Annotated in this window: 6 protein-coding genes; 3 read left to right on the top strand and 3 right to left on the bottom strand. The window is 60.9% G+C overall.

Going from position 1 to position 11657, the window contains the following annotated elements:
* Positions 1–40 precede the first annotated feature (40 nt).
* The gene (locus G411_RS0107460) at positions 41–1498 is read right to left on the bottom strand and encodes an HDOD domain-containing protein (RefSeq protein ID WP_022958558.1); all 1458 of its coding nucleotides are present in this window, start codon (positions 1496–1498) and stop codon (positions 41–43) included.
* Positions 1499–1674: 176 nt separating this feature from the next.
* Here G411_RS0107460 and G411_RS0107455 point away from each other — a divergent pair, with 176 nt between their 5' ends.
* From G411_RS0107455 to G411_RS0107445, 3 genes are all read left to right on the top strand, one after another.
* Positions 1675–3306 carry a long-chain fatty acid--CoA ligase gene (locus tag G411_RS0107455; protein ID WP_022958557.1) on the top strand — a complete coding sequence of 544 codons (1632 nt, stop codon included), beginning with the start codon at positions 1675–1677 and terminating at the stop codon, positions 3304–3306.
* Positions 3307–3440: 134 nt separating this feature from the next.
* Positions 3441–4631 carry an MFS transporter gene (locus G411_RS0107450; RefSeq protein WP_022958556.1) on the top strand — a complete coding sequence of 397 codons (1191 nt, stop codon included), beginning with the start codon at positions 3441–3443 and terminating at the stop codon, positions 4629–4631.
* A gap of 3 nt (positions 4632–4634) precedes the next feature.
* Entirely contained in the window at positions 4635–5048 is a 414-nt protein-coding gene (locus G411_RS0107445; protein ID WP_022958555.1) for a hypothetical protein, read from the top strand.
* A gap of 67 nt (positions 5049–5115) precedes the next feature.
* Here the strand turns inward: G411_RS0107445 and G411_RS0107440 are convergent, their stop codons facing one another.
* Together G411_RS0107440 and G411_RS0107430 are read right to left on the bottom strand one after the other, a co-directional pair.
* Positions 5116–8442 carry an InlB B-repeat-containing protein gene (locus G411_RS0107440; protein WP_022958554.1) on the bottom strand — a complete coding sequence of 1109 codons (3327 nt, stop codon included), beginning with the start codon at positions 8440–8442 and terminating at the stop codon, positions 5116–5118.
* A gap of 322 nt (positions 8443–8764) precedes the next feature.
* Positions 8765–11539, bottom strand: a complete 2775-nt coding sequence (locus tag G411_RS0107430) for an ATP-binding protein (protein ID WP_157581175.1) — start codon at positions 11537–11539, stop codon at positions 8765–8767.
* Positions 11540–11657 lie beyond the last annotated feature (118 nt).

Below are 11657 nucleotides of genomic sequence, written 5' to 3'. Positions count from 1 at the left end.
TTCGCTGACATCACGACGGTGAGTCTTGCCGAGTGCGGAATTACTTGGCTGCTCTCAGCGTTGCCAGCAACTGTTTTCCGGTATCAGAGATCAGCGCCTGCGCTGACAGATAGGGCTGCCTCTCTTCCTGAGTGGCGGGCACGGCATGAATTCGCGCTTCCGGAAAATCTTCGCTCAGCGCTTCGGTGACGCTGGCAACAAAGCGTTGGGCGATGGCGGCGGCGGCGGTGCCGGGGGCGTCAGGCAGGGCGATGGCGAAAATCGCGTCTGAGATCCGGGCGACCAGATCGTCGCGCCGGGTATGGCGGTCCAGTACGCGCGCGACGTCGGCGAGCAGTTGATGGCTGCTTTCGTCGCCGCGTTCCCGCGCAATACGCGGAAAATTGCTCACGCTGAGCATAACCAGGGTCAGCGGCTGCTGGTCGTACTCACCGTTGTTCAGGGCGTTTTGTAGCAGCTCGGGAAACGACGCGCGATTGTACAGCCCGGTCAATGGGTCAATGGCATCGCTGACCTCCTGAACATCGGCCTCGCGGTGGAGCTTCGGTGCGGGTTTGGCCGGTGCCCGAAAAGCCGCGTCAACCAGCCGGGGTTGCAGACGCTCACGGCTGAGCTGGGCAATGCGCTCATAGGCGCTGCGTTCTATGCCAAGCCGTTGTGCCAGGGGGGCGAGCTCCGAAAACACATTTCGATAGATATGCAACTGCATGGCGAGCTGACCATCCTGCCATTGCAGGCCATCAATACACTCGCTGTGGAGTTGCCGAAGAATAAGGTCGGGGTCGTTGCTGAAGGGCAGGTCGGCCATTTGCGAGGCGATACGCGCAATGCAGCCCAGCCTCTCCGTTTTGCCTTTGCTCAGCGGCGGTTCACTTAAATGACTGAGTGCGGCGGCCTCCGCGAGCGCATCAGCGAGCCCCCATTGACGCATCACGGCGGTACTGATGGCCGCATGGTCACAGCCGAAGTATTCGCTTTCCAGTAATTTCAGGTCGGTATGGGACTGCCAGTGCTGGGCAATCGAGGCGTAGAAACCGGGTTCCAGCGTATCGATCACCAGCATGCCGATATCCTGGAAGCTGGCGATAAAAATCGCTTCATCAACGGCAATGTCTTCTTCGCGTTCGGCGATCAGTCGCGCTGACACCGCGCAGAACAGTATCCGTGCCCAGAAAGTATTGTGACGAAGGCCATTGAGCGGCTGTTTTTTGTAGCTGTCTATCAGGCTTACGGCGAGCCCGAGAATGGCGATACTGCGACTGCCCAGCAACACGGTGGCGCGGCGGATGTCGACCAGTGGGCGCTTTGGGTTGAAGACCGGGGAGTTAATAAAGTTCAGGGTGTCCTCGGCCAGGCCGGGAGTATCGCTGAGCAGATGAACGAGTTGCTCCGGTGCGATGTCCTGCTCGCGCAGCAGATCGACAAGCAGCGGGATAACCGGCAGTAACGCGGGTAAGCGCGGATCCGAAAGGTCCAGTGAATCACTTTGACCATACATCGTTGTGGGCCTGCCGCCTGGGTAGTTGTCGGTTATAGAGTAGACCATACCAGCGCGGTGATGCGGGGTCAGCAGCTTGTCCGCGAATCCCGCTTTTTGACCGATGATAACGGTTCACCCGGCTCTTTGGCCGGGATAGTATGGGGCAAAAGAAAAACACTCGGAGACCAATAAGAATGACCCCAATGATGATGAGTCAGCTCACCATTACCGCCATTATGGAACACGCTGAGAAAGTGAACGGCAATGCCGAAATCGTTTCTGTAACGGCGGATCATCCCCGGCACAGTTACCGTTATCGGGACGCTTTTCGCCGCGTGCGGCAGTTGGCGAATGTGCTTTCAGAGCTGGGGGTCGAAGCGGGGGATACCATCGGCACGCTGGCGTGGAATGACTACCGTCACCTGGAAATCTACTATGCGGTGTCTTGCAGTGGCGCCATCTGCCACACCATAAACCCGCGCCTGTTCCCCGAGCAGATTGAGTACATTGTTAACCACGCAGATGACCAGTGGATTTTCATCGACCTGACCCTGCTGGGGATTCTCGAGCCGGTCAAAGAGCTGTTGCCCAAGGTGAAAGGCTATATCGTGATGTGCGAAGAAGCCTCCATGCCTGAAACCAGCCTGCCCAATGCGCACTGCTATGAAAGCCTGTTGGCAAAGGCCAGTGATGAATTTAGCTGGCCGGAGCTGGACGAAAATACGCCGTCAGCACTGTGCTACACCTCTGGCACCACCGGCCATCCCAAAGGGGTAATGTACACCCACCGCTCCACCATTCTGCACAGCTTTGCCAGCATTGCACCGGACGTGTTTGGCATGTCGCTGCGAGATGTGGTGATGCCCATCGTGCCGATGTTCCACGTCAATGGCTGGGGTTTGGTTTACAGTGCGCCGATGGTCGGCAGCAAGCTGGTGATGCCCGGACCGAAGATGGGTGACGGCGAGACACTGTGCTCGCTGATCAATCAGGAAGGCGTCACCATGTCTGCCGGGGTGCCGACCGTGTGGCTCGCGCTGCTGGACTACCTCGCCAAGTCAGGCAAGACCGTGGATTGCCTGAATAAAGTCACCGTCGGTGGCGCGGCCTGCCCCTATAAAATCATGGAAGAATTCAGCGAGAAATACGGCGTGGAAGTGCAGCAGGCCTGGGGTATGACCGAGATGAACCCGCTGGGCACATACAACGGCGGTATGCCTCACGAGCTGGACTCGCTTAGTGAAGAAGAGCGCATCAAAATCAAGCTCAAGCAGGGCCGTCCCACCTTTGGTGTGGATATCAAAGTGGTCGACAGCGACAACAATACCCTGCCGTGGGACGGAAAAAGCTCCGGGGCGGTGAAAGTTCGTGGCCCGTGGATCGTTAATGAATATTATGGCTATGACGGTCAGACGCTCGATGATGACGGCTGGTTTGAAACCGGGGATGTCGCCTGTTTCGACGAGCATGGCTATATGCAGATTACCGACCGCTTGAAGGACGTGATCAAGTCCGGCGGTGAGTGGATCAGCTCCATCGATCTGGAAAACTGTGCGGTAAACCACCCCAAGGTGGCCGAGGCCGCTGTGGTGGGGATTCCCCATCCCAAGTGGAGCGAGCGGCCATTGCTGCTGGTCATCCTGCAGGAAGGCCAGACCATGGAAAAGCAGGAAATGCTGCACTGGTTCGATGGCAAGGTCGCCAAGTGGTGGATTCCGGAAGACTGCCTGTTTGTCGACAGCCTGCCCCACACGGCGACCGGCAAGTTGAGCAAAAAAGATATTCGTGAGACCTACAAGGATTATCGCTGGCCGGATGAAGCGTAAACTGTGCCAGTGAACAAGCCGCCTTGTGCGGCTTTTTTTATGGCGGGATTTTCTTGTCTGACGAGATGTTCTTGTATGACGGAATGTTTCAGGGGCTGTCTCGCGCTGGCCAGAGTATTCAACGATGACTTTTCATGAACAGTGATAGCGCCGTAAAAACGCCCCACTTCAGCTTGATGCCGCTGATGTTCCAGAACTTTAGCTGCACACTGGCCATCATGGCCTTTGTTGCGCTTGTGGGGCCGGTGGCCAGCATCCTGTCGCTGGAGGCCTGGCATATTGGCGTTGCGATGACGCTGGGTGGCTTCACCTGGATATTCTGCGCACGCTGGTGGGGTGGTCTTGGCGACCGTCACGGTCGGCGGCGCGTCATGCTGCTGGGGCTCAGCGGCTTCACGGTCAGCTACTTTCTACTCTGCCTGTTTATCGACCTGTCGCTGGAGTGGTTGCTGACCCCGCTGCTGGCGTTCGGCGGTATTGCGCTCGGGCGAGTCATTATCGGGGTGTTTTATGCGGCGGTTCCGGCCTCTGCGGCCGCCATGGTTGCCGATAATCTGCCCGCCAATGAGCGAGCGGGAGCCATGGCGATGCTGGGCGCGGCAACCGGCGCGGGTATGGTGGTCGGCCCCGGCTTTGTCGGCTTGCTGGCGCCCTATGGTCTTGGTCTGCCCATGTACATCACGGCACTGCTGCCGCTGATCGCGCTCTGTGTGGTGTGGTGGCGACTGCCGGACCAGCCACCGAGAGCCACGCGAGCCATGCCGTCACCCTCGCTGCGCGATCCGCGTTTGCGAGCGCCGATTGTGGTGGCCTTCGTCGCCGCATTCTCGGTATCGATTGCTCAGGTCACCGTCGGCTTCTTTGCTCTGGACGTGCTGCAGCTCGACGCCTCGGCGGCGGCACAGGTCGCGGGTATTGCGTTGACGGTCGTCGGCGTGGCGCTGGTGTTGTCACAGACCTTGATGCGCCGCCTAAGCTGGGAACCCCTGAACCTGATTCGAGTGGGCGCAGTGATTGCCGCCGTCGGTTTTGCGGCCACCGCGCTGGCGGCCAGTGACTGGGCGCTGTGGGTCTGCTTTGGTATCGCCGCTGCGGGTATGGGCTGGGTGTATCCCTCGGTATCCGCGTTGGCGGCCAACGCGGTGGAGTCCAGCGAGCAGGGGGTGGTTGCCGGTACCGTCAGTGCCGCGCAGGGAGCGGGGGTGATTGTCGGGCCGCTGGTCGGCACCCTTGTCTACGCCCTCAATGCGGTCGTGCCCTATGTGCTGGTGGCGGCAATGCTTTTACTGGTCTCTGCGTTCGCGACCCGGCTGGCAAGAGTGTGAATCATGGCTGCCTACAGTGAACTGACGCTGACCTGGCATCCGCCGGAAAATGCCGGAGGGGAGGCGTCACTGGGCGTGGAGATCGGCGGGCAGTCACTGATTGAACGGGTATCTGCCCAGTTAGCCGAGTCCGACCTCGGTCTGCGGTTTCTGCCGCACAGTGATGTTGTCTGGTATTCCCTCGAAAGCTGGCGGCAGAGCGCCGAGGACGGACAAAGCCGACGGATCATCCTGTTGGGATGCACCTGCGGCGATGTGGATTGTGCGCAGTTGTGGGCCGATACACGCTGTTTTAATGGCTGGGTTCACTGGCGGCTGGGCGGTTGGCCCGATTCCGAGGAGCGCTATGCCGAGCTGTCGCGCTGGGTGTTTGAGCAGCAGGCCTATCAGGCACAACTGGCGTCCCTGTCGCGCTGATTCCCGCCCGGCAATGAGTAAGCCTCGCCGGGCGGATCGCCGACCGTGCTGCTACTAATACTGCGCCTCAGTTCTTGCCGAACTCGGCCGTGGCGGAGACATCCCCCTCAAGCAATATCGAGCAATTGGCGCTGGCACCCACACAGCCCGATGGCGCAAGCCAGCCGATAAACTGGTCGTCCGTCGATAGCGGTGTGGCGCTGAGCGTGACCGACGTGCCGCTGGGGTAGGCCGCACTGCAGGAGCCCGTTGAACAGTTCAGTTGCAGTTGGTCATCGCTGACGGTGCCCTCGCCATCGCCGGTGAGGGTAACCGTCAGCGTGGCATTTTCTTGATTGCTCGCCTCGATAAACGTCACCACTGCTTCCTGTGCTTCGTCCATCGTCACGGTGCAGTCGCTGTTATCGGCGGTGCCGGTACAGGCGCCGCTCCAGCGCACGATGTCGCCATCGTTGCTGGGAACGGCGTAGAGCGAAACCTGACTGCCGCTGGTATAGGTTTGCGAGCAGGGTGAGCGCGCGTTATCGCAGCCCAGCAGCTCCATATAATCCCCGGCAGAGCCTTCCCGCCCCTCAACCCGCAACGTCAGCGTGAAGGAGCGTACGGTTTCCCGGAAGCTGGCGCTTACGCTGCTGTCGGCGGCAATGGCAAAGCTGCAGCTTGTATTGCTCGCGGCAAAGGCGCAGTCGCCACCCCAGCCAACAAACTCGAAGCCGTCCTGCGCTTCGGCCTGCAGAGTCACCTGGCTGCCGTCAGGGTAGGACTCCTGACAGACTGCGGTGCCCGCTTCGTCCTGTTCGCAGCCGATAATGCTGCCGGTCCCGGTGACCTGACCGCCGGTGCTGGTTACGTTCACGTCGAGGTCGAAGAGACGGTCGAAGTTAGCGGTGATGCTGCGCGCCTGATCGAGGGTCAATGTGCATTCATCGCCTTCACCGGCGCAGACATCGCTCCAGTTGGCGAAGACAAAGCCATTGGCCGCCGTTGCATTGAGGGTGACGGATTGCCCCAAAGCGAAATCTTCCTGACAGTCGCTGCTTGCAAGCTCACTGCAATCGATGCCGGCGGGGGTACTGACCACCTCGCCTTGCCCGTCGATAGTGATCGTGAGCGGCGCGGAGGAGCCAAAATTAACCCCTACGCTGCTGTCCTCGGTAATACTGAGGGTGCATTGATTGCCCTGGGTGCCCGCGCAGGGGCCGGTCCAGCCGCTCAGCGCCATCCCCGCGTCGGCAATGGCGGTGAGTACAATGTCACTGCCGGACGAAAATTTCGCGCTACAGGGGCTGTCAGGCACTGCGGTATCGCAGTCGATCCCCGTTGGATTGCTGACTATGCGGCCGTCACCATTCGGCGCGACGGTCAGTGTGGGTGACTCGACAAAATACGCCTGCTGACGCAGTGAATCGTCGGTATACACCTTGAATGAACACTCACTGCCTTGTTGGTCGCCTTCCTCACAGGTGATGGGGAACCAGGAGGAAAACTCCCAGCCTTCGGCGGCGTCTGCCCGCAGCACCACGGTTTCACCGTCGCTGTATTGTGCGCTGCACTGCTCGTAGTCAGGGCGCTCCTCGTGAGAGCGGCGGTCGCAGTTAATTTTGCCGACGTCGTCGGTCACTGCCCCAAAGCCCTTGATATACGAGACGAGTACCGAGGGTGGCAGCGGAAATTCGACGCCGAGATAGGGTTTCGCACTCAGGTCAACGATGCCCGCGTCGGCCCGCTGAATACTGCAGCTAGCGGTGTTTTCACAAGGCTGTGTGCTGCTGACACCGGCGGGCAGGTACCAGTCCACCGCGATGGCTTCACCATTGCGACGGGCTTCGAGCGTGAGGGTTTCTCCGGCGGCGATGCGCAGATTACAGCTCTCGCCCTCCGGACAGCTCAGTCCGCCGACGCTGACCGTATCGCCAGCCTGGCCCTGTGCTTTCAGCCGCAACTGATAGGCACAGGAGTTAAGGTAGTCCTCGGTTTCCCCGCCTTCATAAACGCGCGGGCTGTCGGCTTCAACGTCGGTAATGGGGCTGCCGGTCAGCATCAGGCGGAGATAGCCCTGACCGTGCACCAGCACATCGCTGTCGGTGCCGCCGCTGCCGATGACGTCGTCGAGCAGTACATAGGCGTGGCTGACCGGCCCGTAGCTGGCACGCCAATCATCGACGGCAATGTTCTGGCCCACCCAGTGCGAACTGTCGAAGGTAATGGCATGGCCGTCTTCGGCATTGCCCTTGCCGTCGATGTCCAAGAGATCGCCAGCCATCTGAAAGACCTGCAAATAAACCGTTCTGGGACTGCGTCCCGGCACCGGCTTATAGCTGACCTTCACCCAGCTCTGGGCACCGCAGCTCAGCAGCGCATCGTCGCTGCCGTCGCCAATGGCGGGCTCGAATTCGCCGGAGACATCGCGGCCCAGCCAGAAGTCGGCGTAGTTATTCCCGGTATTAAAGGCGATTTCCGGGCGCAGATGCTTCTGCTGACGGCCCGCATTGGCGTCGTTGAAATCGGGCAGGCCCACGCGATAAAACAGCGCGGCGGAATAGGCAGAAAAATGCGGTGCCGAGAATTGCAGCCTCACCTCGCCGCTGTAGCTACCCGCCTGAATTGATGCCAGTTGTGATTCCGCAATGGCGTCGCCCTGTTCGTCGACCAGCACGCCGCTGGCTTCGTCCTGCCATAGCCCGGTGTCGGGATTGTAAGACACCATGCCCACATCAATCTGTTGGTTGCCGGGGGTGATGTCCTGATAGCGAGGCAGCACATCCGGGTCGATGTCGACCGTCATGGTCAGCGGCGGGCTGAATTGGCGAAGGCGGTTGCCATCCTGATCTGCCGCGGCAAACCACCAGTAGCCGCCAGAGGAAAACGCTTCGTCGGCCGTTGCACTCTCGCCGGGAAAAGCGCTCAGATCGTCGCCGCTGTAGCTTGCCGCCCACAGGGTGCTTGTCGCCTCCGGCAAGCCGCTGACGGCGATGTCTTCACCCTGTGCCTCACCGTTGCTGATAACCAGCGCTGACAGCTCCAGGTTAGGAAAGACAATATCCGGCAGCTCGCTGCTGCGCTCGCCCTGCACATCGACCACGCGTCCCTGACTGAGGCTGGCGCCGTTATCGAATACCGCATCGACGCGAATGCGATAAAGCTGCTGGGCGAGGTCAAACTGAAAGCGCCCCTGTGCATCGCTGACCGTCGACGCGGCCAGCTCATTATTAGCGTTGTACAGCGAAATCGACAGATCACTCAGTGGCTCGCCGGAATCCATACGCACACTGCCGTTGACCACCGTGGATGTCGGCGTGTCGGGGGTATTGCTGGGCGAGGGGCTGTTGCTGTCGTTACAGGCCGTCAGCAGGGCGCTGGCCAGCAGAAGGTGGGCGAGGTGTCGTGGTGTCATGATCGTCTTCCTGGTTGGGCTAATGCGCAGCAGCCCGGCAGAGGGTGTCCGCCGGGCTGCAAGCGGCCATGCTGTGGCTTGCCTTCCTGTGGCGTTGGGGTTGCGGCGGTCGCGCAAAAAACGGCGTCGCCGCGAATTTGCCGAGCGTGTTGGCCGCGATAGCGGAGCCAGTATTGTGGTTGAAACGGCGAGGGGAGCAAGCGTGCCGCTGGCGCGTAACGCTTGTGCTGCTGAAAGAAAGTGCGGCTAAATCAACAGCCTAGGTCACTTGCTCACAGCGAGTTTGCGGATGGTAAAAACTGGTAAAGCCGTGGAACGATGCTCAGCCTTCAATGAATACGCGAGGATTCGCGGTGCGCAGCGCCTCAACGCGCTCAAGCAGATTTTGCAGCTCAATACCGGGGGCATTGAGCTGTTGTTCCACAAAGCGCGCGGTGCTGATGACCCGGTCGACATTGGGGCGTTTGGGCAGTGAGCTGAGCGCGGTGTAGCGGTCGAAGGTGCGGGAGCGCGCCGTGCTGCCGTCGAGTTGAACCCGCCATTGTCCGGAGTGCTCGGCGAGGTGAAGACGACTGTGTCCCGCGTCTTCCCAAAGCTTGATGGCTTCTTGCAGCAGGGCGACCAGCAGGTCGCGCGGGCTGTGCTGCGCCGATTTTTCCGGCCACAGCAGCAGGCGTCGCTGCCCCTGAAGTGGCAGGTTTAACTCGGCCTGCTCAATCCCTTCGTTCATCGCCAGCCTGCCCGCCTCGTTGCTCAGCAGTTGTTCGCCGTGGGTATTGCTTACCACCACGGGACGTTCGCTGTTCAACAATTCGCTAATGATCTGGTCCTGCTCCTGCTGTTCAAGGCGGCGCATCCAGCGGCGTCGGTAGTTATCGCGCAGGGCCAGTTGACCGGCGGCGCGGTTGCACAGCTCCAGTGGCTCGCAGGGCTTCACCAGAAAGTCGTTGGCCCCGAGCAACAGCGCGCGTTGCTGATCACTCTCGGCCTGCCGGGCCGAGAGCACGAGGATGGGAAGATGGGTGGCGCTGTAGCGCTGGCGCAGCAGCTCCAGCACCTCGAACCCGGAGGCCTCGGGCATCATCAGATCGAGGATCAACAGGGCGGGTACGCGGCTGTCGATCAGCGACAGGGCGTGGTCGATGCGACTCTCGGTGAGCACCGGGTGCTCCAGTGGCGCCAATAGCTGAGCGACGGTTTCGAGAATACAGCCGTCGTCATCAAGGACCAGAATATAGTCCTCGTCCGGCGGGCTTGATTGATCGACGGTCTGCTCAATCACAGGCGCGGGACGGGGCGCCGGGATGGCGTTTTCCATCGGGCTGACAGACGGACTTGCCGTTGCCTCTGCTTGCGGCAGGGCAAAGTGGCAATCCGTCCCCTTGCCGGGGGTGGAGTCGATCTCCAGCGCCGAGCCGTGGGCGTGGAGAATGCCGTGGCTGATCGGCAATCCTAGCCCCACGCCTTCGCTGGCAAGCTCACCTTGCTGATAGCGCTGGCGAGCCAGTCGCAACTGTTTGCTGTCCATGCCCGGACCGGTGTCGCGCACGCCTATGCGCAGCTCGCCGCCCGGTGTTTGTACTTCTGTTTGTACTTCGGCGTAGAGGCAGATTTCGCCTGCCGGGGTGAACTTCACCGCGTTGCCGAGGAGGTTATACAGCACCTGCCTCAGGCGCTTCGGGTCGGCCATCACGTACAGGTCGTCAGCGGGCAGCGCCAGTCGGATTTCCAGGTCCCGGTGCCGGATCACCGGCGAAAAGAGCTGTTGCAGGGTTTCAAATTCGCCGCGCAATGACACCGCCATCGGCTGCACCTGTATGCCCTGATGACGCATGCGCGTGAGGTCCATCAGGTCATCGACCAGCAGGGCCAGCCGCCGAGCCGTGTCGCCGATCAGTCCGGCATTGCGGCCGCGTTGATCCTGGGTCTGACTGTCCAGCCCGGCCAGTCCGATGATGGTTTGCAGCGGCGTGCGCAGTTCGTGAGAGGTGTTGGCGAGAAACTCATCTTTTACCGCTTCCGCTTGCTCCAGTTGCTGCACCAGTTCCATAGAGCGTTTGTGGGCGCGGGCGTTGTGGCGGGCCAGCAGCAGCCCCTGCCAGACCAGGCAGACCACCATGCCGGTGGGGCCGAGATTGCCCAGGTACTGGCCCTGAAAATCCACCACAATATCGCGCATCACGGTGATAAACAGAATGCCATACACCGCGGTGAGCGAGAGGGCGCCGGGCCGTCGTTGCCGCGCCGCACGGAAGGTGGCGAACAGGATATAACCCGACATCAGCAGGGCTGCGCTCTCCATTGCCCAGAACAGCACGGCCAGAGGGCGGCTGGGCAGCAGCAGGCTTCCCAGCAGGAAGACGACAGTAATGGCGCGCCAGTATTGTCGGGGGCGGCGATGAAACTCATCGGGAAAGAGCTGCGCGCTGAATTCGCTTAAACCGAGAATGGCAAGGGGAATCATCGCCCAGCGCAAATGCAGGTCGGGAGCCAGGTGCCACGGTGCTAGCAACAGGCTCAGCCACTGTTCGCCGCCAAGGCTGGAAAAAACCGCCACCGACAAACAGGTTAATCCGAAGAAAAGCTGGGCGGCATAGACACGCCGCGCGGCGGCAAACTGGCCGAGCTGGATAAAGGCCATCAACACCAGCAGTCCGGACTGAAAGCCTTCAATGGCCAGCTCTCTGGCCCGCCATTCATACATGTCATCGGCCAGCCCCAATATGGGGGGCGAGCGCATGCCCCCGGCAATGAACTGCTGGTTGGCAACATCGACCTCAATCAGGCTCTGGTCGCCGCTGGCATAAAACTGGGCATAGTGCGGGTAGCGTTCATCGTGACCGGAAGCACTGTATCGGCCGGTTGCCAGCAGCTCGCGACCGTTAACCCGCAGGCGATAACTGTCGTAGGGGCGAGGCAGGCGAATGGCCAGTGAGCGGTCAAGCTCGCCGTGTTTCACCGTCAGGCGGTAGTGCACTTCGGCATCGCCGGGCACCCGGGCTTCTGCCAGCCGGGTATTGTGCCAGGTGCCGGGCACGTTGAGCTGCCCGCTGGCGTCGCCACTCTGCGCGCACCACTGACCGGCCAGCGCTGTCATCGGCGCAGCGCTCGCATCCCATTGAAACTGGCACGGCGAGTCTGCTGCCAGCAGCGATGGCGCAAAGAGTGCGGTAAGGAATAAGAAAAGCCATGCCGCGATGTTGTTGGTTAAGGCG

Origin of the sequence: Spongiibacter tropicus DSM 19543 (assembly GCF_000420325.1) — a bacterium.
Lineage (GTDB): Bacteria > Pseudomonadota > Gammaproteobacteria > Pseudomonadales > Spongiibacteraceae > Spongiibacter > Spongiibacter tropicus.
This window is presented reverse-complemented; position numbering and strand designations above follow the sequence as displayed.

Coding starts and splice junctions, on each gene's coding strand:
- G411_RS0107460 (WP_022958558.1), bottom strand. CDS start 1,498: ATGTATGGTCAAAGTGATTCACTGGACCTTTCGGATCCGCGCTTACCC.
- G411_RS0107455 (WP_022958557.1), top strand. CDS start 1,675: ATGACCCCAATGATGATGAGTCAGCTCACCATTACCGCCATTATGGAA.
- G411_RS0107450 (WP_022958556.1), top strand. CDS start 3,441: ATGAACAGTGATAGCGCCGTAAAAACGCCCCACTTCAGCTTGATGCCG.
- G411_RS0107445 (WP_022958555.1), top strand. CDS start 4,635: ATGGCTGCCTACAGTGAACTGACGCTGACCTGGCATCCGCCGGAAAAT.
- G411_RS0107440 (WP_022958554.1), bottom strand. CDS start 8,442: ATGACACCACGACACCTCGCCCACCTTCTGCTGGCCAGCGCCCTGCTG.
- G411_RS0107430 (WP_157581175.1), bottom strand. CDS start 11,539: ATGACAGCGCTGGCCGGTCAGTGGTGCGCGCAGAGTGGCGACGCCAGC.